The following is a 24,788-nucleotide window of genomic DNA, read 5'->3' on the forward strand; positions in this document are numbered from 1 at the left end:
ATTCTACGCGCCCGCCGGGGTCTGGTCGTTCGCTCCGGCATCCTGCCCGCCGGCGGGATCCCTCGCCAGGCCCATCCGGCGCAGGAGCGGCGAGCTGAGCGAGGCTGGAAACAGCACGGCCCGCAGTCGTTCGGCGACGGAGGACCCTCGGTGCAGGGCATGCACGACGAGATCCAGGTCGTCCACCGTCCCGTCCGGCGGCCGCGGAGAGCCGGCCTCGGCGGGAGCCATGGTCCGCGCATAGCGCGTGCGTTCGGTCGCCACGAGAAGCCGCTCGAGCGCGTCGCGCACCGTCGGCGTGTCGCCGATGCCCCGCCGCGCACGGATATCCGCTGACAGTTCCCTGGCCGTGAGGGTGTCGTGAACGGGCACCCCGTGATCGGCGGCGGTGTCGGCCAGTTCACGCCAAGCCAGGGACGCGTCGGCGCGACCGTGGACGATCAGGGCACGGCGACGACGACGACGAAGCCGGCGCCACACCCCGGGCACCAGCAGAATCAGCGCCAGGCCCGCGGCGATGAGCGCGGCACGGGCAAGGGCGCCGGTGAGGTTCTGCTCTGCCGCTGCCGCCGCCTCCGGGGTGCCGGGTTGAAGCGCGGGGTCCTCGTTCGCTTGCGGGGCCACGGATGGCGCATCGCCGCCGGCCGGCTGACCTGGCGCCGCTGAACTCTCTGGCCGCGCGTAGTCCGGAACGGTGCCCCGACCCGGAGTCGGCTCGAACGGCACCCATCCCACGCCGACAAAGTAGAGTTCCGGCCAAGCGTGCAGATCGTGAGAATCCACGTTGTACCGGTTGAGGCCGCCGATCACCGTCGTCGTCCTGCTGCCGGGCAGGTAGCCCAGCGTGACCCGGGACGGAATGCCCAGGCTGCGGGACATCAGGGCCATGGCCGAGGCGAAATGTACGCAGTAGCCGCGTTTCTTCTCGAGGAAGGTGGCGATGACATCCGCTCCCCCGCCGTCGTAATTGTCCTCGACCGGGGCCTCGGTGTCATAGCTGAAGTCGTTTCCGCGCAGGTAATCCTGCAGGGCGACGGCGGCGTCGTAATTCGACTCGGTCCCCGTCGTCACCGCGCGCGCCGTCTCCCCGATCAAATCGGGCGTGCCACCGGGAAGCGCGAGGCTCGGTTCGATGCCGACCGGATACCGGCCGCCCGACTCGCGCAGTTGCTCCCTCGTCGGCTGCAGTTCGAGGGAGGTGACCGTGTACCGCTGACCGAGGGTGGTGCTGTCGATGCTCGTGATCGCCCTGGTGTCGTTGTTCCAGAACCAGTCCCCGGTCAGCCCGGCGACGCTCGTCGCGGGCACCGGCACGGGCAACAGATCGGTCGACACGTTGTCGATGCCGATGGTCGTGGTCGCCGTCGTCCTGGCCACGCCATCCGACAGGCCGGGCGGGTCGTCGATGGACCCGACCGACTTGTCCGGATCGACCTCGACGGCCCGCGGAAGCCAGGTGGTCCCCTTGATGTCGTCGAGCGTGAGCAGGGCGAAGTAGGGCTGTTCCGACGCTGTCGTGCGGTAGTGCAGGGCCGGGCCGGCCTTGGGCCGTCGCAGATCCTGGCCGAGATTGATCATGGGACTGATCGCCCCACCGAACAGCGCGCTGCTCGGGCGCCCGCCCGCCCCGGCGTCGCCTCCCAGGGGCACCGCCACGCTCACGGCCATCGCCGCGACGATGCCCAGGGCTGCGACGACCACGGCACCCCGCATCGCCACCCCGGCGCCGGAGATCCCCAGCCCCCTCGTGCCGCTATGGTGCTCCGCACGCCTCGCTGCCAGGTGCACGTCGACTCTCAGGAGCACGAGATACGCCACGGCAGTCGCCACGAGGGCGGCCCAGTCCGCGCCGTCGTCGAGGACGAACCCCGGCACCACTATGGGCACCAGCGCCGGGATCCCGGCCAGCGCCGGCCAGCGCAGCCCGAGCGCGAGAGTGTCCATCAGGATGGCCAGCACACCGACTCCGACCGCCAGCAGGAAGAGGATGCCGTCGAGCACCTCCGCGGGGGTTCCCTGGGTCTGAATGGATCTGATGCCGGCCGTGGCCAGGGCGGAGAACCGGGTCAGTGTGTCTCCGGTGGGAATGAGCCAGGCAAACCCGGTGCCCCCGCCGAAGAGTAAGGTCAGCAACGCCACCAACACCCCCGTCGTCAGGATCGGGACGAGCGCGACAGGCGCCCGCGCGTGCCGGATGCCGGCGGCGGCGGCCAGGACCCCGGCGGCGACGGCCAGGAGCACCCACCACCAGCCGGATCCGGCCAGCACCGGGCCGAGGGCTGTGCAGCCCGCCAGGAGCAGCACCAGCAGCATGAGCGACACCGGCCAACGCACCGCGCGTCTGCCGGGCGTGCCGCCGTTGTCAGTGCTGCTCGTGTCAGTACTGCTGTAATCAATACTGGCCACGGCGGTCACCCCGATCCTGGCCGGCCAGCAGCCACGCCGCCTCGACGCCGGAGTGCGCGCTCACCGGAACGCACTGCCACCCGGCGTCGGCGAGGTGGTCGACGGCGGCAGCGCTCATGGTGTCGAAGACGAAGGCCACGGCCGGCTGGCACAGGCCTCGCAGATCGACGAGGTCGGCGGTGTCACCGGCATCCGTGTCGATGAGCACGGCGAAGGTGGGAATCTGGCCGCCGCCGATCCCTGCCCGCCGGCCGCCGGCACCGGGGGCGCCGCCACCGGCCGCCGCGAGGTGATCGCGGCGCACAACCTGTGCCAGCGCGTCCAGGAGAGCTCGCTCGCCTTCGGGGCCCGTGAACGACACCGTGTCGTCGCCGCGGAGCCCGCCGAGCCTGCCCGTTTCTGCGTTGACCGAGGGCCTGGACTGGCCGGAGCGAGAGGCACGTGGTGCGATTGGGGAGGGAACCAGTTGGGCGGGGCCGAGTTCGACGGTATCCACCCGGAAGCCGGCTTCCAGGAGATGGACGGCGATCGACGCGGCCAGTTCCACGGCCACCTCGAACTCGGCGCTGTGTGCCCCGTGCCGGTCCGCCGCGCGGGTCCCGTCGGTTCCGAAGCCGCCGTCACCGTCACGGTGGCCCGCGCCCCCGCGGGTGGTGTCCAGCAGCACCCTGGCCTCCGGGTGGCTGCGCTGCTCCTCCTGGCGCACCATGATCTCACCGTGGCGTGCGGTGGCCGGCCAGTTCACTCGGCGCATCGGGTCGCCCGGCCGGTATTCCCTGGCGATGAGTTCGTCTGAGTCGTTGTTGAGATGCCGGAGGCGTTCGTGGCGCGAGCCTTCACCCCGGGTGATCGATACTCCGTTGCCCGGCAGCGGGGTGACCCTCGGGGTGACGGTGAGGTCGTGGGGTGCGCCGACGGGCCACTCGCTGTACGCGAGTCCGAAGGGGTCGACCCTGCCGAGCATCATCGGGCCGATCGGGTAGACGCCACGCCGTGGCAGCCGCACCTGATAGCTCAGCACCGCCGTGTCCGCGGGGGTCTGGTGCCCGGGACGGGCCGGGCCGAGCGCGCGCAGCGGCTGGGCGGCGGGCATCACGACACCACTGGCGGCGGTGTCACGCCAGCGGAGGCCGGCCAGTGGTAGAGAGGTGACATTGCTCACCTGGATCGTCACGGTGGCACTGAGGCCCGCTGAGACGGTCGCCGGCCTGGCGCGGGTGACCGAGACCCGCACCGGATGCACCAGAACATAGCCCAGGGCCACCAGCGGCACGAGCAGCAGCAGAGCGGCCACGAAGATCAGGTCGCGCTGGTCGGCGGCCCAGGCGACGATGAACAGCGCCGAACCGACGCCCAGGAACAGGCCGCCGCGCAGGGTGGGGCGCACGAGCCGCCGGGCGCGGGAGGCCGGCGACGTCGAACCCGACCACGTCATAGCAGTCCGAACCGCGCCGGGGTGCGCTGCACCCGCGGGCGCAGCGTCGGTTCGAGCGAGGTGTGTGGGAGCCACGGCATGTCCATTTAGGTCACCTTCATGATGACCCGGATTGCAGCTCCCGCACAGCCCATCTGCTACAGCCGGCTCTGGGAGCCCGTCGGCACCGGCGTCGCCGCCAGGATCCGCCTGACCGTCTCTTCGATCAGCAGGGCGCTGTCTTGGGACCGGTGGCCCAGGGCCCTCGTGGTGGGCACCAGCCGGTGTCCGAGGACCGCGACAGCCAGGGTGTCAATGTCGTCGGGAAGCACATACTCCCGGCCGTGCAGGGCGGCCTGCGCCTTGGCAGCCCTGATCAGCTGCAGGGTGGCCCGCGGGCTCGCGCCGAGCCGCAGGTCGCGGTCGTCCCTGGTGGCCCGCACGATGGCCACGGCGTATTCCTTGACGGCCGCCGAGGCGAAGACGCCGCGCGCGGCTGTCATCATCCCGCGCAATTGGGCCCCGGTCACCACGGCGTCGATCTGGGCCAGCGGGCTGGTGAGGTCGCGGGAGTCGAGCATCGCCAGCTCAGACGCCGAATCCGGATAGCCCATCGAGATGCGCGCCATGAAGCGGTCCCGCTGGGCCTCCGGCAGGGCATAGGTGCCCTCCATCTCGATGGGGTTCTGCGTTGCGACGACGGTGAACGGGCGCTCGAGCGGGTAACTGTGGCCGTCGACGGTCACCTGGCGCTCCTCCATGCACTCGAGCAACGCAGACTGGGTCTTGGGGCTGGCCCGGTTGATCTCATCGCCGATCACGATGTTGGCGAAGATGGCGCCTGGCTTGAACTCGAAGCGGCGTTCAATCTGGTTGTAGACCGACACACCCGTCACATCGGAGGGCAACAGGTCCGGGGTGAACTGGATGCGACTGACACTGGAGTGCACCGACTTCGCGAGGGCCCTGGCCAGCATGGTCTTACCCACCCCGGGGACGTCCTCGATGAGGAGGTGGCCTTCGGCCAGCAGCACGGTCAGCGCGATCTGAACGGCGGAATGCTTGCCGTCGATGACCGACTCCACATTGCGCATGATCGCCAGCGCGGCACCCTGCACATCTTCGAGCGCCACGACATCGTCGCTGCCCAGGCCGATCGTGTCCTCGTCGATGTCAGCCTCCTCGACAGCGGTGTTTCCGGCCGAGGTCGGTTCGGTGACCAGCCTGCCCGGAAACGCGTTCATGCGAGCGGTCGATTCAGGAAGGCCGCCACCGCCGGCGGCACGTAGGGAGCGATGTCGCCGCCCAGGGCGGCCACCTGGCGCACCAACGAGCTGGACACGTGGGCGTGCGCGGGGTCGGGGAGCATGAAGATCGTCTCGACGCCGGCCAGGTTGCGGTTCACGATGGCCATGGGGGTCTCGTAGGCCACATCGATCTGCGAACGGATGCCCTTCACGAGCACACTCGCGCCCACGTCGATGCAGTAGTCGACGAGGAGTCCGACACTCCAGGAGCTCACCACGATGTTCGGCGGCAGAGCGCCCTCGGCGATGGAGCGCTCGATGAGCGACACCCGCTGGGTGATGGGGAGCAAAGCTGACTTGGCCGGGTTGTGCACAACAAGGACATGGAGCTCATCGAACAGGCCGGCCGCCCGTTGAATCACGTCGAGATGCCCCAGTGTGACGGGGTCGAATGAACCAGGGACGACGGCGATCCTGCGCATAGGCTTCACCCTAGCGCCAGCCCGCAGCGCCCGCTGCCCGGTCCGGCCGGATTTGCCAGACGCCCGGCCCTTTGACAGAAACGGGTCTCAGCCCTTGGAGAGGGCGGCGCGCTCCGAGTCGTCGAGCCGGCGCCGCACGGCGGCCCGCAGCGCTGGCATGGTGCGGATCTCGGGGTCTCCCCCGATGAGCTCGCGCGCGGCCGTCCTGGCGTCGGAGATGATGTCGCCGTCCGTCGCGACCCGCAGCAGGCGCAGCGATGACTGGCCACCGGACTGGAACCGCCCCAGGACGTCGCCCTCCTGACGCTGCTCGAGGTCGACCTGCGCCAGTTGGAAGCCGTCAAGGGTCTTCGCCACCGCTTCGATCCGTTCCCGGGCCGGGGAGCCGATCGGAGCGGTCGTCACCAGGAGGCACAGGCCGGGGACCCCGCCCCGGCCGACCCGGCCGCGCAGCTGGTGCAGTTGCGAGACACCGAAACGGTCCGCATCCATCACGACCATGGCCGAGGCGTTCGGCACGTCGACGCCGACCTCGATGACGGTGGTGGCCACGAGCACCTGGATGTCCCCGGCCGCGAAGGCCTGCATGGTGGCATCCTTCTCGTCGGCGCTCATCGCGCCGTGCAGGGGTTCGATGCGGGCCGTCGTGAGCAGCGGATGCCGGCGGAGGTTGGCGAGCAGCTCCTCAACGTTGGTCATCGGGGTGGCATCGAAGTCGATCTCCTCGCCCTGTTCGAGCTTCTTCGGCGAGATCGCCGGGCACACGATGAAACACTGCCGGCCCAGCGCGAGCTCCTCCGACACGCGTTGCCAGACCCGCATCACCCAGGCCGGTTTCTCGTCCAGCGGCACGACGAAGCTCTCGATACCGGGCCGGCCGGCCGGGAGCATCGCGATGGTGCTCACGTCGAGGTCGCCGAAGATGGTCATGGCGATGGTGCGGGGAATGGGGGTGGCAGTGAGCACGAGCACGTGCGGGGGCAGTTCGGCCTTGAGCCGGAGGGCCTCCCGCTGGTCGACGCCGAACCGGTGCTGTTCGTCGATGACGACGAGCCCCAGGTCGAAGAATTTGACGGTGTCGCTGAGCAGGGCGTGCGTGCCGATGACGATGCGCGCCTGGCCGGACACCGTGCGCAGCAGCGCTTTCCGCCGCGCGGCAACGGGCAGCTGGCCGGTGAGCAGGGTGGGCATCAGCTCGGCCGCGAGATCAGGTCCGAGGATCTTCGTCATCGAGCGCAGGTGCTGCCCGGCGAGCACCTCGGTGGGGGCGAGCAGCGCGGCCTGTCCGCCGGAGTCGGCCACAGCGAGCATGGCGCGGAGGGCCACGACGGTCTTGCCTGAGCCGACTTCGCCCTGCACGAGCCGGTTCATTGGCGCGGTCAGCCCCATGTCGCGCCCAATCTCGGCCCCGGTGAGTTCCTGGTCGACCGTGAGGGCGAACGGCAGCGCCGCGTCGAATCGTTCGAGGTAGCCGCCGGGAACCGGCAGCCGGGCCTTGGTACGGAGGGCCCGGTGCTCGGTGTGCTGCTGCACGAGCACGCACTGCAGCACGAACGCCTCGGTGAAGCGCAGCGTCGTCCTGGCCGCGTTCCATTCCTCGTCGGTCACGGGGCGGTGGATGAGGGTGAGCGCGTCGCGGTGCCCGAGCAAGGAGTGTTCCAGCCGTAGCTGCTCAGGGAGCGGGTCGTCGACCGGGCCGAGCTCCTTCAGCACGTCCACGATGATCTTCGCGATCTGCCAGCTCGTCATGGCGGCGGTGGCCGGGTAGATGGGGATGGGCCGGTCGGCCCAGAGCCGGGCCTCCGCCGCATCCGCCGGCGAGATGGTGGCGTCCATGGGCTCGTCGCTGCCGGGCACGATCTGGTAGTCGGGTTGAGCGAGTTGGCGGGCCTTGTTGAAGACCGTCACCTTGCCCGAGAACATCCCGCGCATGCCCGGGCGCAGGGTCTTGATCAACCACGGCTTGTTGAAGAATGTGAGCGGGAGCATGCCGTGTCCGTCGGAGATCACCACCTTGGTGCGATGCAGCGCCTTCTTGCCCGGCTGCGCACGGCCGTAGTCCTGAACGGTCACCGAGATCACTTCGGCCAGCACGGTGACGGCCTCGTCGAGGGGCAGTTCGGCCAGGGTGGTGAGTTCGCCGCGCCGGGCGTAGCGGCGCGGGTAGTGGCTGAGCAGGTCGCCCACCGTGGCCATGCCGAAGGCCTTGGCCAAGACTGTGGCGGGGCCTGCGGGCAGCACGACCCGCAGCGGCGAGTCCAGGGTCAGCGGGGTGGGGTCGTCGAAGGGGTCGCGCGGGGTGGCGGCGGCATCCGAACCGGTCATACTCCGATGCTAAACGTCACCGCCGACAGCGGGAGCCGGTCGACGGCTAGGCTCGAAGGCAAATGACGCGAATTGTCGCCGGGTTCGCCGGCTCCCTCACCCTCAGCGTGCCGGCCAAGGGCACCCGACCCACCAGCGACCAGGTCCGCGAGGCGATGTTCTCCGCCCTCGACGCGCGCGACGCCGTGCACGGCTACCGGGTTCTCGACCTGTACGCCGGCTCAGGCGCGCTCGGTCTCGAGGCCGCCAGCCGAGGCGCCCGGGTGGTCACGCTGGTCGAGAACGGTTTCGCCGCGGCCCAAACCTGCCGCAAGAATGCGGCCGCAGTGCAGAAGGCCGCTCCGAAGGGGGCCACGCCGACCATCTCGGTGTCGAGCCAGGCCGTGGCCTCGTTCCTGGCGGCCACGCCAGACGGATTCGACCTGGTGTTCCTCGACCCGCCGTACGATCTCCCCGACGCCGAGCTGGCGGCGAACCTCGTCGCCCTCACGCCGCTGCTCGACCGTGATGCGCTCGTGGTGGTCGAACGCTCCTCACGGTCCCCCGAGCCTGCCTGGGGCCCAGGGCTCGAACTGGAACGACGCAAGGACTACGGCGACACGACTCTCTGGTACGCCGGGGTCGCAAGCCCGTCCTGACGCATCCGGCCTCGCGCACAACTGTGCAGGCGGGAGGGCTGGTCAGAACAGGTTTGCAGGCATAGCGTCGTAGGTGTGGCCACCATCGTCCACCGCAACCGAAAGGTCGATCCCGTGCGTGTAGCGGTTGTCTGTGCGAGCCATTACGGCGCAACAAGGGGCATCGCCGAACGGATCGGCGCCGAACTGGCTGTCGCGGGCCTCGACGCCCAGGTCTTCGATGCCGCCGAACCGCCACACGCCGAGGCGGTCGCCGGGTTCGATGCCTTCGTCGTGGGCAGTGCGGTGTACATGGGGCACTGGCTCAAGAATGCGACGACGTTCGTGCGGCGTTACCAGCCCACCCTGCTGGAGCATCCGGTGTGGCTGTTCAGCAGCGGCCCGCTCGGCCCTGACGACGCAGAAGCCGACGCCGAATCCCTCGTGCCCGCCGAGATCGCCGACTTCACCAAGATGGTGCGCCCCGTCGAGCACCGGGTCTTCTCCGGCGCCATCGACCCGGAGGCGCTGAGTCTGCCGCACCGCATGATCCGCAAGTTCCCCGGCGCCGCGGAGAAGATTCCCGCCGGCGACTTCAGGGACTGGCCCGAGATCGAGGCCTGGGCCCGCGAGATCGCCCGCACCCTGGTCGCCTCCCCCCGCTGAGGCCGCAACACGTCCCGCTGCGGACAAGTGGCCCCGGCGCACCGGGACCAGTTGTCCGCGCGGGGACCAGTCGTGGGCGTGCGGGCTGCGGGGCAAGGTCAGTCGATCGCACCGTCCCAGCCGCGGTAGGGGTCCCAGCCGGCCTGCACCCGCGGCTCCCCGTCGACGAGCACGGCACCGTTCTGATCGGTCACCACGCCCAGCCGCCGGAAGCCGGTAGGCAGGGTGGTGCCGGGCGGGAACGTGGCCAGGAGGCCATGGTCCTCCCCACCGCCGAGCACGAGCTCCCGCTTGTCGCCGAGGGCCTCGGAGTCAAAGTTGATGCCGACCTGGCTGGCGCGCGCGATCCGGCCGGCGTCGATGGCCAGGCCGTCTGACACGTCGAGCATGGCCGTCGCCCCGGCCAGCGCTGCCACCGGACCCAGGTGGATGGGCGGCACCGGGGCGAGTTGAGCGTCGACGAACTGGGAGTAGCGCACCTTGAGCGCGTTGGCGTGCACCCGGCTGGGCACCCCGTCGGAGTCGACGCCGAAGCGGAACAAGAGGCCCAGGCCGATGCCGGCGTCGCCGAGGCGCCCGGCGTGAGCCACGATGTCGCCGGCCCTAGCTCCGGAACGCAGCACGGGAGCGCGGCCTTCGAGGTCGCCGAACGCGGTGATCGAAAGGGTGAGCACCTCCGACGCCGACAGGTCGCCGCCCACAACACCGCAGCCGGGAGCGAGTGCCTCGCAGCCGTGGCGCAGGCCGTCGGCGATGCCGAGGATCACCGAGATCGGCGTGGACGGCGGTGCCGCGATCGCCACCACGAGGGCAGTGGGCCGCGCGCCCATGGCGGCCACGTCGGAGAGGTTGGTGGCGGCCGCCTTCCAGCCCAGGTCGTGCGGCGTCGACCAGGCCAGGCGGAAGTCGGGGCCCTGGATCATCATGTCGCAGGTCACCACGAAGCGGCCGTCAGGGGCGGAGAGCACGGCGGCGTCGTCACCCGGTCCGAGTAGTTCGGTGTCGGCGTGAGGCAGCCGAGGGAAGATCCGGGCGAGCACTTCGCCCTCGGTCAGGTCCGCCAGGGTCTTTTCGGTCGGCGCCGGGATCGCGGCCGCAGCTTTCGTCATACTTCAAACGGTAACCTGAATGCGATGACTCCCCCGTTCACGCACTCCCACCGCGCCCGCGCCAGGCACTCCGCCCGCGCCGCCGCGGCACTGCTGCTCACCGTCGCCGCCGTCCTGCTCAGCGGATGCTCGGCCGCCGTTCCCATGCAGCCGGCCGCGGACGCCGTGAACCCGGATTGCGCCACCGTCATCGTGCACCTGCCCGTCTCTGTGGCCGACCAGCCCGAGCGGGAGACCAACGCCCAGGCCACCGGCGCCTGGGGCGACCCGACTGCCGTGCTGCTCACCTGCGGTGTCGCCGTGCCGGGGCCCACCACGCTCCCCTGCGTCAACATCAACGGCATCGACTGGATCGAAGACGACTCAGAGGCACCGAAGTACCGGTACACCACCTACGGCCGCGACCCGGCCACCGAGGTGTACATCGACTCGGAGCTGGTCAGCGGTTCGACAACCCTGGTCGACCTGGCCAACGCGGTCGCCAATGTTCCCGCCACCTCCCAGTGCCTGGATGCCGACGACGTGACCCTGCCCAGCGCAACCCCCGCGCCCTGACTCGCACTCCCCTCCCGCGCCGAGTTTCCGCGAAAAGCCCCTTCAGTGCATCTGAAGGGGCACTTTGCGGCAAGTCGCGGAGGCGGAGTAGCTACTCGATGACGACCGCGGAGGTGCGACGGCGGCTGTGCGCCGCACGCGCCAGGGCAACCTCGATGAGCTCGTCGATCAGCTGCGGGTAGGTGTATCCGCTGGCCAACCAGCAGCTGGGGAACATCGAGATGGGGGTGAAGCCCGGCATGGTGTTGATCTCGTTGATCACCCAGCCGTCGGCGGTGAGGAAGAAGTCCACCCGGGCCAGACCGGCGGCGTCGATCGCGTCGAACGCCCGCACGGCGATGCGCTGCATCTCGGCCAGGTCGGTCGGGGCGAGGTCCGCGGGGCAGACCAGGTCGATGCCAGCGGCGTCGAGGTACTTGGCGGCGAAGTCGTAGAAGTCACGACCGGTGACCACCACCTCGCCGGCGACGGAGGCGTGCGACGGTTCGCCGGGGCGGCCCTGCAGAACGGCGACCTCGAGTTCGCGGCCGACGAGGCCGGCCTCGATGAGCACCTTGTCGTCTTCGGCGAGGGCCACCGTCATGGCTTCAGCGAGCTGGTCGGAACTGGTGACCCGGCTCACGCCCACGCTGGAGCCGGCGCGGGCCGGCTTGACGAACGCGGGCAGGCCCAGCTCCTCGAGCGCGGCGTACGCCATGCCGGGCGCTTCGTCCCAGTCGTCGGCGGTGATCGTGCGCCAGGGCGCCACGGCCAGGGAGGCCTGCTGCAGCACGGTTTTGGTGAAGTGCTTGTCCATGCCGAGCGCGGAGGCGAGCACGCCAGAACCGACGAAGGGCAGGTTGACGAGTTCGAGCATCCCCTGCACCGTGCCGTCTTCGCCGAACGGTCCGTGCAGGATCGGGAAGACCAGGTCGATGTTGCCGAGGCTACGCCGGCCGTCCGCGTCGACCACGGTGAGTTCGCGGCTGGCCGCGCTGTCCGGCCAGAGCACCCGGGTGCCGTTGTCGGTCACGACGGGGAGGGCGGAAGCGGTCAGCTGGAACTTCGCCGGATCGTCGTCCTCGAGCACGAAGGCGCCGTCCCTGGTGATGCCGACGGGGATGACCGTGTACCGCTCGCGGTCAATTGCGGCCAGTACTCCGCCCGCTGTGGCGCAGCTGATCGAATGTTCGCTTGAACGCCCCCCAAACAGCAGCGCTACCGTGAGTTTGTCCGTCATCAGTGGTCCTTTCACCCTGCGGTGCGCCCGAGTCAGTCGTGAGGTGGGGCGCAATATCCCGCGGCTTCAGCGTACCGGCCAGCACCTGGCGGACCTGTTCGACGATGGGCATGTCGACGCCCTTGGCCCGCGCCAGCTCGAGAATCGGGCTGACGGATGCGAGGCCCTCCGTGGTCTGCTGCATCTGCGCGATGACGTCGTTGTAGCTGTATCCCTGGCCCAGGAGCCGGCCGGCGGTGTTATTGCGCGACAGCGGCGACTGGCAGGTGGCGATGAGGTCGCCGAGGCCGGCCAGACCCGCGAGGGTCTCCGTCTGGGCGCCGTACGCCACAGCGAAGTCGGTCATCTCCACCAGACCGCGGGTGATGATCGAGGCCTTGGTGTTCTCCCCGTAACCGACGCCGTCGACGATGCCGATGGCCACGGCGATGAGGTTCTTGAGCACCCCGCCGAACTCGGTGCCGATGACGTCGGTGTTGACGTACGAGCGGAAGTACTTCGTCGTGGCCAGCAGGGCGACGGCGTGGGCGGTCTCCAGGCTCGACGATGACACCACGGCGGCCGTCGGCTGCTCCTTGGCGATCTCAAGAGCAAGGTTGGGACCGGAGATGGCGGCGATGCGGGACGGATCGATCGGCAGGACCTGCTCGATGATCTCGCTCATCCGCAGACCGGTGGAGCGCTCCACACCCTTCATCAGCGACACGATGATGGCGTTGGGCGCCAGGAACGGTTCGGCCTGGATCAGGTTCTCCCGCAGCGACTGGCTCGGAACGGACACGAACACCTGCTCGGCCCCGGCCAGCGCCAGATCGAGCCTGGACGTGGCACGCAGGCCCACCGGCAGGTTGATGCCCGGCAGGTAGTCGCTGTTGCGGCGCCCCTCGGTGATCTCTCTGGCGAGTTCGGGGCGACGGGCCCAGAGCACGACGTCGGCTCCACCGTCGGTGAGGATCTTGGCGAAGGTGGTGCCCCAGCTTCCGGCGCCGAGAACGGCGACCCGGGTGCCCGGCTGAACTCTAGGCTTCAAAACGGCCGGTCTCTTTCTGATCGTGCTCGGAGGGATTCCAGCGCCGGACCGGTGCGGTCTCGTTGCGGAGATCCTCGAGCAGGGCGGTGATGGCATCCATCACCACGGCGGTCGCCTCGTTCAGCGTGGCCGTGTCGAGGTTGCGGCCGCGGAACTGGGCCAGGTCGATCGGGTCGCCGATCTTCACCAGGATGGTCTTGCGGGGAAAGAGATGCAGCTTCTTGGAGTACCGCGGCATGATCTGCTGGGTACCCCAGTGCGCCGCGGGAACGATGGGGATGCCCTGCTCGAGGGCGACCCGCACGGCACCGGTCTTGCCGCGCATCGGCCAGAGCTCGGGGTCACGGGTGAGCGAGCCCTCCGGGTACACGACCACCATCTGGCCACGTTCCACGAGAAGACGGGCGGCCTTGACCGGTTCGCTGCCGCGCACCGACCCGCCCCGCTGCACGGGGATCTGACCTGATTTCGTGAGCAACCAGCCGGCGACCGGCAGCTTGAACAGCGACGCCTTGGCCATGAAACGGGGCAGGCGGCCAAGCTTCCAGCTCACCATGCCCATCACGATCGGGTCGATCTCGCTGTAGTGGTTCGGCGCGAAGACGAACGCACCCTCCCGGGGGAACTTGTCGCCGTCGGTGATGCGATACCGCGCCACCACGTTCATCAGCGGAACCACGAGGAGAGCCAGCAGCCAGAAGATCGACGGCTTGCTTTTCTCGGAGCGGACTTTGTGGGTGGGCGTCACCGGCGACGACGAGTACGACGACGACGAGGGATCAGGCACGTTTGAATCAGGCACGGTGCCATTATCCTTCGAGATCGAAGTCAGCTCCCAACAGACGCAGCTTGGTGATGAAGTTCTCGTATCCGCGGCTGATGATTCCCACGTTGCTCACGGTGGAGGTTCCCTCCGCCGTGAGTGCGGCGATGAGGTGGCTGAAGCCGCCGCGCAGGTCGGGGACCTCGATGTCGGCGCCGACGAGCTTGGTGGGCCCGGCGATGACGGCGGAGTGGTTGAAGTTGCGCTGGCCGAACCGGCACGGGTGCCCGCCCAGGCATTCGCGGTGGATCTGGATGGTGGCGCCCATCTCCACCAGGGCGTCGACGAAGCCGAAGCGCTGCTCGTAGACCGTCTCGTGCACGATCGACACACCGTGGGCGTGGGTGAGCGCGATCACGAGCGGCTGCTGCCAGTCGGTCATGAAGCCGGGGTGAACATCCGTCTCGATGATGACGGGCTTGAGGTCGCCGCCCGGGTGGTAGAACCGGATGCCGTCGTCGTGGATGTCGAAGGCGCCGCCGACCTTGCGGAAGACGTTGAGGAAGGTGAGCATCTCGGCCTGCTTGGCGCCGCCGACGAAGATGTCGCCGTCGGTGGCCAGCGCCGCCGCGGCCCAGCTGGCGGCCTCGTTGCGGTCGAACAGGGCGCGGTGCTGGTAGCCCTGCAGGCTGTCGACACCCTCGATGCGGATGACGCGGTCGGTGTCGACCGTGATGATGGCGCCCATCTTCTGCAGGATGTTGATGAGGTCCATGATCTCGGGCTCGATCGCGGCGTTCTTGAGCTCGGTGATGCCCTCGGCGCGCACGGCGGTGAGCAGCACCTGCTCGGTGGCGCCCACGCTCGGGTAGGGCAGCTCCACCTTGGTGCCCTTGAGGCCGTTCGGCGCCGACATGCGGATGCCGTTGGGCTGCTTCTCGACGACGGCGCCGAACTTGCGGAGCACCTCGAGGTGGTAGTCGATGGGACGGTCGCCGATGCGGCAGCCACCGAGGTCAGGGATGAAGGCCTCGCCGAGGCGGTGCAGCAGCGGGCCGCAGAACAGGATCGGGATGCGGGAGGAGCCGGCGTGGGCGTCGATGTCGGCGTAGTGCGCGCTCTCCACGTCGATCGGGTCCAGCAGCAGGCTGCCGGGCTCGTCGCCCTCTGTCACCTTGACGCCGTGCGCCTCGAGCAGGCCGCGCACGATGCGCACGTCGCTGATGTTGGGCACGTCGCGCAGGATGCTGGGCGTCTCACCGAGCAGGGCGGCGACCATGGCCTTGGTGACCAGGTTCTTGGCGCCCTTGACCTCGATGCGGCCGATCAGCGGGCGTCCGCCGCGGATCGTGATCTTGTCGCCGATCAGGCCCACATTGGCTCCATGGCTCTGCGCGTTTCCGCGCTCTGAGATGTCGTGCACGTTGTCGCGGACCTGATTGTTTTCGCCGACGATGATCACAAATTTACCTGCCTTGCGGGGAGAGTGCGGGGGCGCCAGGGCTCCCGGTGGGATTCGAATTCTGCGATCCGCGCTTCGTCGCGCAAAGTCAGGCCGATGTCATCAAGGCCTTCCAGCAGTCGCCATCTAGTGTATTCGTCGACCTCGAATGAGACTGTGAGGTCACCGACACTGGCAGTAGAGGCAACCAGATCCACGGTCAGTTCTATTCCGGGGTCGGCCTCGAGAATGCCCCAGAGGGTCTCGGCGTCCTCCTCGGTGATCTGGCCGGCGAGCAGTCCCTGCTTGCCGGAGTTGCCCCGGAAAATGTCGCCGAACCGGGGGCTCAGCACCACATCGAAGCCGAAATCGCGCAGCGCCCAGACGGCGTGTTCGCGGGAGGAACCGGTGCCGAAGTCGGCGCCGACGACCAGGACTCTGGGGTTCCGATAGGCCTCCTGGTTGAGAATGAACTCAGGATCCTGCCGCCAACCGTAGAAGAGCGCGTCTTCGAATCCGGTCTTGGTGACCCGCTTGAGGAACACGGCGGGGATGATCTGGTCGGTGTCCACGTTGGAGCGGCGCATCGGCACGGCGACGCCGGTGACGGTGGTGAATTTCTGCATGTCTGGCGCTCCTACAGCTTGACGGGGATCAGATCGGCGGCGACGGTGCCGTCCTGCACGAGGTCCCACGGACTCGACAGGGTGCCGCGGATGGCGGTGGCCGCGGCCACCAACGGTGACACCAGGTGGGTGCGTCCGCCCTTGCCCTGCCGGCCCTCGAAGTTGCGGTTGCTGGTGGAGGCGCAGCGCTCCCCCGGAGCCAGCTGGTCGGGGTTCATCCCCAGGCACATCGAGCACCCGGCGAAACGCCATTCGGCGCCGAAGGCAAGGAAGATCTTGTCGAGGCCCTCGGCCTCCGCCTCGATGCGCACGCGGGCGGAACCGGGCACCACGAGCATCCGCACGCCGTCGGCGATGGTCTTGCCCTTGATAATCTCGGCGGCCGCACGCAGGTCTTCGACCCGGCTGTTGGTGCAGGAGCCCAGGAACACTGTGTCGACGTGGATGTCCTTCATGGCGGTGCCGGCCGCGAGGTCCATGTATTCGAGGGCGCGTTCGGCGGCGCTGCGCTCGTTCGCATCGGCGATCTCGGCGGGGTTGGGCACGGTGTCGCTGAGCGACACGCCCTGGCCGGGGTTGGTGCCCCAGGTCACGAACGGTTCGAGGGTGTCGGCGTCGAGGATGACCTCGGCGTCGAAAGTGGCGCCCTCGTCGGTGGCCAGGGTGTCCCAGTACTCGACCGCGGCGTCCCAGTCCGCGCCCTGCGGCGCGTGTGCGCGGCCTTCGAGGTAGGCGTAGGTCGTGGCGTCCGGCGCGACCATGCCGGCGCGGGCCCCGGCCTCGATCGACATGTTGCAGATCGTCATGCGGCCCTCCATGGAGAGCGCGCGGATGGCGCTGCCACGGTATTCGAGCACGTAGCCCTGGCCGCCGCCGGTGCCGATCTTGGCGATCACGGCCAGGATGATGTCCTTGGCTGTTACACCGGGGCGCAGGGTGCCCTCGACGGTGATGGCCATGGTCTTGAACGGCTTGAGCGGCAGCGTCTGGGTGGCCATGACGTGCTCCACCTCGCTGGTGCCGATACCCAGCGCCATGGCGCCGAAAGCCCCGTGGGTGGAGGTGTGCGAGTCGCCGCAGACCACGGTGATGCCGGGCTGGGTGAGGCCCAGCTGCGGGCCGACGACGTGCACGATGCCCTGTTCGATGTCGCCCAGCGAGTGCAGGCGGATGCCGAATTCGGCGCAGTTGCGGCGAAGCGTCTCGATCTGGGTGCGGCTGGTGAGATCGGCGATGGGCCGGTCGATCGCCAGGGTCGGCGTGTTGTGGTCCTCGGTGGCGATCGTGAGGTCGGGCCGGCGCACCGGGCGTCCGGCCAGGCGGAGGCCGTCGAAGGCCTGCGGGCTGGTGACCTCGTGCACGAGGTGCAGGTCGATGTAGATCAGGTCGGGCGTGCCATTTTCGCCCTTGGCCACCAGATGCTTGTCCCAGACCTTCTCGGCCAGCGTGCGGGGGCGGATCTCCGCCATAGGTTCATCAGTGTTCACTGCGTTAGTCATGTTCGTGCGTCTTCCTCGGGAACGGTGGTCAGCCAACGACAAACTCCGCGACGAGTGAGGCCTTTAGATACGGGACTCGTCGCGGCACAGAAGAAGAAGTCGACGTTGCAGCACACCTCAGGCTAACACCGCCCACGCAATCCGTCAGGCAAGGCGTTCCTAACTCGATCTCCGCGCGGCGGCGGTCCGTGGCAGCGATGCGGCAGTCGTCCTATGGTGTGCGCATGACAACGGCGACCGCTCCGAAGACCACCGGCAGGGTGCTGGTCGTGATCCTGCTCGCCCAGTTCATCATCGTGGTCGACTCGACGTTCATGAACGTCTCCATCTCCACCCTCGTGGCGGACTTCGACACCACGGTGACCGGCATCCAGAACGCCATCACGCTTTACACCCTCGTGATGGCCGCGTTCATGATCGCGGGCGCCAAGGTGGGTGACATCATCGGGCGCAAGCGCGCGTTCGTGATCGGTCTCAGCGTGTATTCGGTGGGTACGACCATCACCGCGCTGTCGCCGTCGCTGGGCTTCTTCATTCTCGGCTGGTCGATCCTCGAGGGCCTGGGCGCGGCCATGATGCTCCCGGCCATGATGTCGCTGATAGTGTCCAACTTCGCCGCAGGACCCGCCAGGGCCCAGGCCTACGCCGGGTTCGCCGCCATCGCCGGCATCGCCGCCGGCATCGGTCCCATCATCGGCGGGCTCTTCACCACCTACCTGTCTTGGCGGCTGGCTTTCGCCAGCGAGCTGCTGGTGGCGTTGTATATCTTCACCCAGCTCAAGATCATCGCCGACGCGCCCTTCGTCGGCCGCAAGCCGCGCTTCGACGTGACGGGTTTCCTTCTCAGCGCGGCCGGACTCATTCTGGTCGTGCTCGGCATCGTGATGGCCTCCGCCTACGGCCTCTTCACCGCCCGCACGGATGTCGTCGTCGCCGGGCAGGTCGTGCTCACGGCCGGACAGGTCTCCCCCACGGTCATCCTCGTCGTCATCGGCTTGCTGTTCCTCATCGCCTTCGTGCTTGTGGAACGCCGGCGCGACCGGCACCATCACGACACCCTTCTCGACCTGCGGCTCTTCGGCATCCGCGCGGTGTCTGCAGGAAGCTCGGTGCAGCTGTTGCAGTACCTCGTGCTCACCGGGGCGATCTTCGCGCTCTCGCTCTATGTGCAGATGGAACTGAACTACTCGGCCATCCAGAGCGGGCTCACCCTGCTCCCGCTGTCTTTGGCCGTGCTGTTGTCGGCGGCTGTGAGCGCCCGGATGTTCAGCAAGCGGTTCGCTCCGCGGTCGGTGATCCTGACCGGGTTCGTCATCATCGTGCTGGGCGCGCTGGCCATGGGACTGCTCGCCCGCGATGCCACGAGCGGCGCCGACTTCATCGTGGGGCTCGCGCTCATCGGGTTCGGCGCCGGCACCATCGCGTCGCAGAATCAGAACCTCATCATGTCCTCGGTGAAACCGAAACGCTCCAATGAGACCTCGGGGGTCATCAACACCTCGCAGAACATCGGGGCATCCCTCGGCACGTCACTGGCCGGGGCGCTCATCCTGTCGGTGTTCGTGTTCACGGCCACGAGTCTCATCGATGACAGCCCGGAGTTCACCTCGACGGAGCAGTCCCAGCTGCAGGCGGCGGTCACCGAGAAGGCCCAGATCGTCAGCGACGCCCAGCTCAGCACCGCGGTCGCGGAGTTCCCGGCCGAGCAGCAGGCCGCCATAGTCGACATCAACGCCCAGGCCAGGCAGACGTCGCTCACCGTGGTCTACGCGGGCCTCGCCCTCGCCGGCCTGCTCGGCTTCGGCGCGGCGCTGCGGCTGCCCAGGACTCCCCCGCTGTCGCGGCGGCCGTCCCCTCAGATCCCGGATGCCTAGGCGAACGTCGATTCGACGAAGACGACGGTGACATTGTCCCGGCCGCCCTTGGCCAGTGCGGCGGCGACGAGAGTGTCGGCGACGGCGCCGAGGTCGTCCGGTGCGGTGCGCGCGGCAATCAGCCCGGCGATCTCCCGAACCGACAGCTCCTTGGTGAGGCCGTCCGAACAGATCAGGAAGGTGTGCGTGCCGGCTACGGGCAGCAGCCAGACATCGGCGTCGACGAATTCGTCGGCACCGACGGCGCGGGTGATGACGTTACGGCTCGGGTGTTTCTCGGCGTCGGCGGCCTTGATCAGACCGGCCTCCACCATTTCCTGCACCGCGGAGTGGTCGACGCTGAGCTGGCTGAGGGTGCGGCCGTCCCAGGTGTAGATCCGCGAATCACCGACGTTGAAGGCCATCCAGTGGTAGCCAATATTGTCGCCGGCGTCGACGATCGCCACTCCGGCGAGGGTGGTTCCGGAGATGGCGGTACCGAAGTCATCGTCGGAACTGAGATCGCGAACGGCGTCGTTCGACGAGTGAATGGCGTCGAGGATCCGCTCCGGCGTGGACGGGAGGTTCTCTTCGATGTGATCGGTGAAGACGCGGATGACGGTCTGGCTCGCCGCGTCGCCGTGCGCGTGACCGCCCATGCCATCGGCGACGAAGAAGACCGGGGACTGCGACAGGAAGCTGTCCTCGTTGATCTTCCGCACCCGGCCGACATCGCTGCTGGCACCGAACCGCACGTTCACGACCGAAGTGCCGAGGGTGATCGCACTCTCGCCGTTCACCGCCATCTGTACCCCACCAGTCCCGTCCATGCCCTCATCCGGGGCGCTTCCGGCCCGCAACCGGGGGAAGTGGAGCTACCACCGTACCAATGCGCGGGCCGGTTCATGCCCTGTGACCGGGGTTATTCGCCCGTGGGGCCGGTGAGTTCGCCGGATTTCGCGGCGTTCTCCCTGCGGGTGTCCCTGTGGGTCTTCAGCAGGCTGGCGATGGTCGCAACGGCCATCGACACGATGATCACGGCGAGCGAGGTCCAGGTGTCGATCTCCGGCGCCCACTCGAAGCCTTCTCCCCCATTGAGGAACGGGACCTCGTTGGTGTGCAGGGCGTGGAAGACGAGCTTGACGCCGATGAAGAACAGGATGAACGCGATGCCGTACTTGAGGTACTCGAGGCGCTCGAGCAGGCCGCCGAGCAGGAAATACAGCTGGCGCAGGCCCATCAGTGCGAACACGTTGGCCGTGAACACGATGAACGGGCTCTGGGTGATGCCGAAGATGGCCGGGATCGAGTCGAGCGCGAAGATCAGGTCGGTGGTGCCGATCGCGATCAGCACGATCAGCATGGGGGTGAAGAGCTTGCGGCCGTCGATCGTGGTGCGGATCTTCGACCCGTCGAAGGTGGGCGAGATGCGGATGTGGCGGCGCAGGTAGCGCACCAGACCGTTCTCGGCGTCGTCCTCGCCGCCCTCCTTCGCGAAGGCCTGGTGGATGGCCGTGTACAGCAGGAAAGCACCGAAGATGTAGAAGATCCAGCTGAAGTTCTCGATCAGCGAAGCGCCGAGCAGGATGAAGATGCCGCGCAGCACAAGGGCGATGATGATGCCCACCATCAGCACTTCCTGCTGGTACTTCCGGGGCACCGAGAACCTCGCCATGATGATCACGAAGACGAAGAGGTTGTCGATCGACAGGCTGTACTCGGTGAGCCAGCCGGCCAGGAATTGCCCGGCGTGCTCGCCGCCGCCGAAGATGAGCATCAGCAGCGCGAAGACCAGGGCGAGGCCCACGTAGAACACGACCCACAGCGTGGCTTCGCGCACCGAGGGCACGTGGGGGCGCTTGTAGACGATCAGAAGGTCGGCGACGAGGATCAGCGTCAGGATGACCAGCGAGGCCACCTCGAAGACGATGGGCAGCTCAAGATTCACGGAAAAAGGGGCCTTTCAGGATGCAACGGGCAGGGTGCAGCGGGCAGAGTGCGCGGGTGCTGAGTCAGCGAAATCCCGAAAGTCTCTCCCGCATCGCAACGAAGCGACACCACCGCGGCCGGGACCGCACAGCGGTCCGTGTTGACGACCACGGCATAGGGCAGCCAGAGGGCGCCCAGAGGGATACTCCCCTTCGACCTCCGATCTTACTCTTCCGCGGGCCCCCGGCTCCGGTGCCCAGCAACGACACACGCCGGGAGCCGACACCGGACACGACGAAGCCGGCCACCCCGAAGGGTGGCCGGCCGGGTACTGCTGTGTGCTGCCGGACTAGACCAGCCAGGTGTACTTCTGCACGATCGGCAGGGCCTTCCAGGTCTTACCGAAGCCCCAGGTGTCCCCGGCGGCAAAGACCGCGACGACGATCAGGGCGAGCGCGTAGATGATGTGGTAGTCGACGAGCGGGTTGGTCGATGCGGCGCCGGCGGTGAAGGGCCATTCCGCGAGGTACATGAACACCATGATGAGGCTGCCGGCGACGGCGCTGATGCGCAGACCCACACCGAGCATCACGGCCAGGCCGACGGCGATCATGCCGAGCATGAACAGGAAGTCGACGAGCGGGCTGGCGATGCCGACGAAGAACGGCTGCAGCGGTCCGGTGACGCCGGGACTGTTGAGGAAGCCCTGGGCCGGGGTTCCGCCGTTCAGCCACGAGTTCTCGGTGGGAGTGGAGAAGCCCAGGCCGAACGTCTTGTCGAGGAAGGCCCACAGGAAGATGAATCCTGTGGCCAGACGCAGCACCGCGAGGGTGCGACGCTGGAGCAGGGTGGTGCCGGTCGTCGCGGCGGGAGCGGTGACCGCGGCCCCGCGGGTGGTGGTGCTGGCCATGGGATGGTTTCCTCTATGTCGAATTCGGATGTCCGTGTCGTCTGACATTGGACTGTGAGTTCAAGACTCCCAGCCCGTTCGCAGCAACGACAGGGTCGAACGTCCCACCCGGGTGAACACTTGATGCCGATCAGCCCCAAAAACAGGGCCCGGAGGCATTTCGCGCGCGCGCCCGATACAGTACCGACATGAATCAGTCCGTGAATGATGTGGGTATCGCACGATCCGGCACCTGGACCGGTCTGTCCGGGCTGAACATCGCCGTGGCTGTGGCCTCGGGTGCCTTCGGTGTGGTCGCGATCGTCAACCCGTCGAACCTCGTCAGAACACCCGTCGCCTCGGACGTAGCGACCGGCTTTTTCGTCGATATGTATGGTCTTCGAGCGGTGGGCATTGCGGCCGGCCTCGTCGCGGCCGGCCTGACGATGCGGCGCGCTCCGACAGCCGCCGCCGTTGCGTTTCTCGGAGGTGGACTCGTGCAGCTGGGCGACGTGGCCATCGCGGCTCGTTCCAGAACGCCCGGCGTCGTCGGAGCAAGTGTTGCCGCAGTCATCCACATTGCCAGCGCAGGTCTTCTTCTTCGCCACGTTCGCCGCACGAGTCCCTGAACTCGGCTTTCGACGTCGTTCCGGGCCTTAACGAAATATGCCCGGGTCCCCCTCAGCAGAGGGAGAACCGGGCGTTTGTGACCCCAACCGGATTCGAACCGGTGTTACCGCCGTGAGAGGGCGGTGTCCTAGGCCGCTAAACGATGGGGCCGTTTTTGCAACTTCACGAGTATGCCACATGCTCGATACTCAGTTCAAATCGAGGTGTTCGTCCGCGCGTCGCACAGGCATCCGTTGCTGCTGTCAGAGTACCGTGCACGGCTGCGGGTGCTCTCAGGATGCGCGTGTCGATCGTTGCCGGTGGCTGGGTTTGGGTATTAGCTCGAGACATGAAGTTGACCAAACTGGAGCACGCCGCACTCGTCCTCGAAGCCTCAGGGCAAAAGCTGTTCATCGACCCCGGATCGTTCACCACCGCGCTCACCGAGACCGCGAATGCGGCCGCGGTGGTCATTACGCACGAGCACCCCGATCACTGGACCCCCGAGCAATTGGGCCGGGTGATCGCCATGAACCCCGGCGTGCCGATCTACGGACCCGCCGGCGTGGCCGCCGCGGCCGGTGACATCCCCGTGACCGTCGTCGCCGAGGGCGACACCGTGACGGCCGGGCCGTTCACCCTGCGGTTCTTTGGCGAGAAGCACGCCGTGATCCACTCGTCGATCCCCGTGATCGACAATGTGGGGGTGCTCGTTAACGACGAGTTGTTCTACCCGGGCGACGCGTTCACGATTCCCGACGGCATCGACGTGCAGACCCTGGCCGTGCCGGCCGGTGCTCCGTGGCTGAAGATCAGTGAGGTCATCGACTACGTGCTCGCGGTCAAGCCGCGCCGCAGTTTCCCCACTCACGAGATGGGCCTGTCACGCAGTGGCAAGGACCTGTCGAATTCCCGGATCAAGGCCGCCACCGAACAGAACGGCGGCACCTTCTTCCCGCTCGAACCACACGAGTCGCTCGACCTGTAACCGCATATCGCGCGACTTGTAAACGCATATCGAAGGAGATCTCATGCGTTTCTCGTTGCTCATCATCAAGGCCGAGACCAGGGAGGGCGACATCTCCGAGGAGGAGCTGGCGCCGTTCCGGGAACTCTTCGACGCGTATGCGGCCTCGCTGCAAGAGTCCGGTGCGCTGGTGGCGGCGGACATCTTCCGGCCCGCAGCCGAGTCCACCACCGTTACGCTCCGCGGCGGCAGCCGGGAGGTGCGCGACGGACCTTTCATCGACGCCGTCGAGACCCTCTCGGGCTGCTTCGTGATCGACGTGCCGAACCGGGCCACAGCGCTGGGCTGGGCGGAGAAATGCCCGGCCGCTCTGTACGGCGTGGTCGAGGTGCGCCGGGCGGCCCTGGCGTTCCGCGATGGACGCTGGCGCGGCGAGCCCTGACCGTCAGGTGGTGTCGGAGCGACGCTCCGCCGCCGCCGTGAGCAGAGCCGACACCTCCGCCTCCCCGACGGCGTCGAATCGCCGGTAGTACTGCCCGACGGCCGCGAAGCCGAAGGGCGTCGCAACCGCGATAACCTCGTCTGCGGCCGTGCCCGCGGGCTGTCTGAGCTCCGACTCGGCCTGCGCCGCGATGACGGGCACCGCCAGCACCACCCGGGCGGCACCGAGATGCCGGGCGACCCGGCACGCTGCTCGAGCCGTGGACCCGGTGGCCACCCCGTCGTCCACGATGACGGCCGTGCGGCCGGCCAGATTCAGGGGCGGGCGAACGCACCGCAACTCAGCCGCCCTCGCCTCGAGCACGATTCGCTCCCGGCGTTCGACAGCCTGAATCTGGGCGCCGGTGACCTCGGCGAGCGCCAGCACGCGCGGGTTGAACACCCGCACCCCGTTCTCGCCGATCGCGCCCATAGCCACCTCGAGGTCGAACGGAAGACCGAGTTTGCGCACGATGATCACGTCCAGCGGCGCATCCAGTGCCTTCGCCACCTCCGCTGCAACCGGCACTCCCCCGCGTGGCAGGCCGAGCACCACGATGTTCTGGCCCCGAAAGCCCGTGAGGATGTGTGCCAGCTGGCGGCCGGCATCCGCTCGATCGGTGAAGAGCGCCATGGCTGCAGCGTCGTCCAACACCGAACCT

Annotated in this window: 23 protein-coding genes and 1 tRNA gene; 7 read left to right on the plus strand and 17 right to left on the minus strand. The window is 68.1% G+C overall.

Annotated features, from left to right (window positions below; all coding sequences use genetic code 11):
- Positions 1–3: 3 nt before the first annotated feature.
- From BJQ94_RS11125 to BJQ94_RS11145, 5 genes are all read right to left on the minus strand, one after another.
- Positions 4–2,406 carry a DUF3488 and transglutaminase-like domain-containing protein gene (locus BJQ94_RS11125; protein WP_265400220.1) on the minus strand — a complete coding sequence of 801 codons (2,403 nt, stop codon included), beginning with the start codon at positions 2,404–2,406 and terminating at the stop codon, positions 4–6.
- Positions 2,393–3,841, minus strand: coding sequence for a DUF58 domain-containing protein (locus BJQ94_RS11130; RefSeq protein WP_265400219.1), 1,449 nt, complete (start codon positions 3,839–3,841; stop codon positions 2,393–2,395). Before BJQ94_RS11130 ends, BJQ94_RS11125 begins: the two co-directional genes overlap by 14 nt.
- A gap of 137 nt (positions 3,842–3,978) precedes the next feature.
- A complete protein-coding gene (locus BJQ94_RS11135) occupies positions 3,979–4,914 on the minus strand; it encodes a MoxR family ATPase (RefSeq protein ID WP_265400330.1) in 936 nt (311 codons plus the stop codon).
- 146 nt (positions 4,915–5,060) lie between these two features.
- Positions 5,061–5,549 (minus strand): pantetheine-phosphate adenylyltransferase, encoded by a 489-nt coding sequence (coaD, locus tag BJQ94_RS11140; protein ID WP_265400218.1) that lies wholly within the window; start codon positions 5,547–5,549, stop codon positions 5,061–5,063.
- Positions 5,550–5,636: 87 nt separating this feature from the next.
- Positions 5,637–7,874 (minus strand): ATP-dependent DNA helicase RecG, encoded by a 2,238-nt coding sequence (locus tag BJQ94_RS11145; RefSeq protein ID WP_265400217.1) that lies wholly within the window; start codon positions 7,872–7,874, stop codon positions 5,637–5,639.
- Positions 7,875–7,936: 62 nt separating this feature from the next.
- Between BJQ94_RS11145 and rsmD the strand changes: the two genes are divergently transcribed.
- The gene (gene rsmD / locus BJQ94_RS11150) at positions 7,937–8,512 is read left to right on the plus strand and encodes a 16S rRNA (guanine(966)-N(2))-methyltransferase RsmD (protein WP_265400216.1); all 576 of its coding nucleotides are present in this window, start codon (positions 7,937–7,939) and stop codon (positions 8,510–8,512) included.
- Between the two features lie 75 nt (positions 8,513–8,587).
- Entirely contained in the window at positions 8,588–9,157 is a 570-nt protein-coding gene (locus tag BJQ94_RS11155; RefSeq protein ID WP_265400215.1) for a flavodoxin domain-containing protein, read from the plus strand.
- Positions 9,158–9,255: 98 nt separating this feature from the next.
- Here the strand turns inward: BJQ94_RS11155 and thiL are convergent, their stop codons facing one another.
- Positions 9,256–10,266 carry a thiamine-phosphate kinase gene (thiL, locus tag BJQ94_RS11160; RefSeq protein WP_265400214.1) on the minus strand — a complete coding sequence of 337 codons (1,011 nt, stop codon included), beginning with the start codon at positions 10,264–10,266 and terminating at the stop codon, positions 9,256–9,258.
- A gap of 24 nt (positions 10,267–10,290) precedes the next feature.
- On the opposite strand from thiL, the gene BJQ94_RS11165 reads away from it, so the two are divergent.
- Positions 10,291–10,821 (plus strand): DUF3515 family protein, encoded by a 531-nt coding sequence (locus BJQ94_RS11165; protein WP_265400213.1) that lies wholly within the window; start codon positions 10,291–10,293, stop codon positions 10,819–10,821.
- Positions 10,822–10,912: 91 nt separating this feature from the next.
- Here the strand turns inward: BJQ94_RS11165 and BJQ94_RS11170 are convergent, their stop codons facing one another.
- The 6 genes from BJQ94_RS11170 to leuC all read right to left on the minus strand — a co-directional run bounded on the left by BJQ94_RS11170 (position 10,913) and on the right by leuC (position 17,399).
- A complete protein-coding gene (locus BJQ94_RS11170; RefSeq protein ID WP_265400212.1) occupies positions 10,913–12,040 on the minus strand; it encodes a D-alanine--D-alanine ligase family protein in 1,128 nt (375 codons plus the stop codon).
- The gene (locus tag BJQ94_RS11175; RefSeq protein WP_265400211.1) at positions 11,943–13,070 is read right to left on the minus strand and encodes an NAD(P)H-dependent glycerol-3-phosphate dehydrogenase; all 1,128 of its coding nucleotides are present in this window, start codon (positions 13,068–13,070) and stop codon (positions 11,943–11,945) included. Before BJQ94_RS11175 ends, BJQ94_RS11170 begins: the two co-directional genes overlap by 98 nt.
- On the minus strand, positions 13,060–13,872 hold the full coding sequence (locus BJQ94_RS11180) for a lysophospholipid acyltransferase family protein (RefSeq protein WP_265400210.1): 813 nt from the start codon (positions 13,870–13,872) through the stop codon (positions 13,060–13,062). Before BJQ94_RS11180 ends, BJQ94_RS11175 begins: the two co-directional genes overlap by 11 nt.
- Positions 13,873–13,879: 7 nt before the next feature.
- Entirely contained in the window at positions 13,880–15,208 is a 1,329-nt protein-coding gene (gene murA, locus BJQ94_RS11185; protein ID WP_265400329.1) for a UDP-N-acetylglucosamine 1-carboxyvinyltransferase, read from the minus strand.
- Between the two features lie 83 nt (positions 15,209–15,291).
- Complete coding sequence (gene leuD / locus BJQ94_RS11190; RefSeq protein WP_265400209.1) at positions 15,292–15,900, minus strand: 3-isopropylmalate dehydratase small subunit; 609 nt, start codon at positions 15,898–15,900, stop codon at positions 15,292–15,294.
- A gap of 11 nt (positions 15,901–15,911) precedes the next feature.
- Positions 15,912–17,399 carry a 3-isopropylmalate dehydratase large subunit gene (leuC, locus tag BJQ94_RS11195; protein WP_275875472.1) on the minus strand — a complete coding sequence of 496 codons (1,488 nt, stop codon included), beginning with the start codon at positions 17,397–17,399 and terminating at the stop codon, positions 15,912–15,914.
- A 224-nt stretch (positions 17,400–17,623) separates the two neighbouring features.
- Here leuC and BJQ94_RS11200 point away from each other — a divergent pair, with 224 nt between their 5' ends.
- Complete coding sequence (locus tag BJQ94_RS11200; protein WP_265400207.1) at positions 17,624–19,273, plus strand: MFS transporter; 1,650 nt, start codon at positions 17,624–17,626, stop codon at positions 19,271–19,273.
- On the opposite strand, the gene BJQ94_RS11205 is transcribed toward BJQ94_RS11200, so the two are convergent.
- The 3 genes from BJQ94_RS11205 to BJQ94_RS11215 all read right to left on the minus strand — a co-directional run bounded on the left by BJQ94_RS11205 (position 19,270) and on the right by BJQ94_RS11215 (position 22,091).
- Complete coding sequence (locus tag BJQ94_RS11205) at positions 19,270–20,082, minus strand: protein phosphatase 2C domain-containing protein (RefSeq protein WP_265400206.1); 813 nt, start codon at positions 20,080–20,082, stop codon at positions 19,270–19,272. The two genes, BJQ94_RS11200 and BJQ94_RS11205, sit on opposite strands and share 4 nt — an antisense overlap.
- 92 nt (positions 20,083–20,174) lie before the next feature.
- The gene (locus BJQ94_RS11210) at positions 20,175–21,200 is read right to left on the minus strand and encodes a TerC family protein (protein ID WP_265400205.1); all 1,026 of its coding nucleotides are present in this window, start codon (positions 21,198–21,200) and stop codon (positions 20,175–20,177) included.
- Between the two features lie 330 nt (positions 21,201–21,530).
- Entirely contained in the window at positions 21,531–22,091 is a 561-nt protein-coding gene (locus tag BJQ94_RS11215) for a DoxX family protein (RefSeq protein WP_265400204.1), read from the minus strand.
- A 188-nt stretch (positions 22,092–22,279) separates the two neighbouring features.
- Here BJQ94_RS11215 and BJQ94_RS11220 point away from each other — a divergent pair, with 188 nt between their 5' ends.
- Positions 22,280–22,699: a hypothetical protein gene (locus BJQ94_RS11220; RefSeq protein WP_265400203.1), complete on the plus strand. Its 420-nt coding sequence runs from the start codon at positions 22,280–22,282 to the stop codon at positions 22,697–22,699.
- Between the two features lie 78 nt (positions 22,700–22,777).
- On the opposite strand, the gene BJQ94_RS11225 is transcribed toward BJQ94_RS11220, so the two are convergent.
- Positions 22,778–22,850: transfer RNA gene (locus BJQ94_RS11225), tRNA-Glu, on the minus strand.
- Between the two features lie 178 nt (positions 22,851–23,028).
- Here BJQ94_RS11225 and BJQ94_RS11230 point away from each other — a divergent pair.
- Complete coding sequence (locus tag BJQ94_RS11230) at positions 23,029–23,667, plus strand: MBL fold metallo-hydrolase (RefSeq protein ID WP_265400202.1); 639 nt, start codon at positions 23,029–23,031, stop codon at positions 23,665–23,667.
- A 43-nt stretch (positions 23,668–23,710) separates the two neighbouring features.
- Entirely contained in the window at positions 23,711–24,088 is a 378-nt protein-coding gene (locus BJQ94_RS11235) for a YciI family protein (protein WP_265400201.1), read from the plus strand.
- Positions 24,089–24,091: 3 nt separating this feature from the next.
- Here BJQ94_RS11235 and BJQ94_RS11240 read toward each other — a convergent pair whose 3' ends face one another.
- Positions 24,092–24,760: a phosphoribosyltransferase family protein gene (locus tag BJQ94_RS11240; protein WP_265400200.1), complete on the minus strand. Its 669-nt coding sequence runs from the start codon at positions 24,758–24,760 to the stop codon at positions 24,092–24,094.
- Positions 24,761–24,788 lie beyond the last annotated feature (28 nt).

Source organism: Cryobacterium sp. SO2, assembly GCF_026151165.2.
In the GTDB taxonomy this organism is placed as follows: domain Bacteria; phylum Actinomycetota; class Actinomycetes; order Actinomycetales; family Microbacteriaceae; genus Cryobacterium.

Coding starts and splice junctions, on each gene's coding strand:
- BJQ94_RS11130 (WP_265400219.1), bottom strand. CDS start 3,841: ATGACGTGGTCGGGTTCGACGTCGCCGGCCTCCCGCGCCCGGCGGCTC.
- BJQ94_RS11135 (WP_265400330.1), bottom strand. CDS start 4,914: ATGCGCAATGTGGAGTCGGTCATCGACGGCAAGCATTCCGCCGTTCAG.
- coaD (WP_265400218.1), bottom strand. CDS start 5,549: ATGCGCAGGATCGCCGTCGTCCCTGGTTCATTCGACCCCGTCACACTG.
- BJQ94_RS11145 (WP_265400217.1), bottom strand. CDS start 7,874: ATGACCGGTTCGGATGCCGCCGCCACCCCGCGCGACCCCTTCGACGAC.
- rsmD (WP_265400216.1), top strand. CDS start 7,937: ATGACGCGAATTGTCGCCGGGTTCGCCGGCTCCCTCACCCTCAGCGTG.
- thiL (WP_265400214.1), bottom strand. CDS start 10,266: ATGACGAAAGCTGCGGCCGCGATCCCGGCGCCGACCGAAAAGACCCTG.
- BJQ94_RS11165 (WP_265400213.1), top strand. CDS start 10,291: ATGACTCCCCCGTTCACGCACTCCCACCGCGCCCGCGCCAGGCACTCC.
- BJQ94_RS11170 (WP_265400212.1), bottom strand. CDS start 12,040: ATGACGGACAAACTCACGGTAGCGCTGCTGTTTGGGGGGCGTTCAAGC.
- leuD (WP_265400209.1), bottom strand. CDS start 15,900: ATGCAGAAATTCACCACCGTCACCGGCGTCGCCGTGCCGATGCGCCGC.
- leuC (WP_275875472.1), bottom strand. CDS start 17,399: ATGACTAACGCAGTGAACACTGATGAACCTATGGCGGAGATCCGCCCC.
- BJQ94_RS11200 (WP_265400207.1), top strand. CDS start 17,624: ATGACAACGGCGACCGCTCCGAAGACCACCGGCAGGGTGCTGGTCGTG.
- BJQ94_RS11205 (WP_265400206.1), bottom strand. CDS start 20,082: ATGGACGGGACTGGTGGGGTACAGATGGCGGTGAACGGCGAGAGTGCG.
- BJQ94_RS11215 (WP_265400204.1), bottom strand. CDS start 22,091: ATGGCCAGCACCACCACCCGCGGGGCCGCGGTCACCGCTCCCGCCGCG.
- BJQ94_RS11220 (WP_265400203.1), top strand. CDS start 22,280: ATGAATCAGTCCGTGAATGATGTGGGTATCGCACGATCCGGCACCTGG.
- BJQ94_RS11230 (WP_265400202.1), top strand. CDS start 23,029: ATGAAGTTGACCAAACTGGAGCACGCCGCACTCGTCCTCGAAGCCTCA.
- BJQ94_RS11235 (WP_265400201.1), top strand. CDS start 23,711: ATGCGTTTCTCGTTGCTCATCATCAAGGCCGAGACCAGGGAGGGCGAC.
- BJQ94_RS11240 (WP_265400200.1), bottom strand. CDS start 24,760: ATGGCGCTCTTCACCGATCGAGCGGATGCCGGCCGCCAGCTGGCACAC.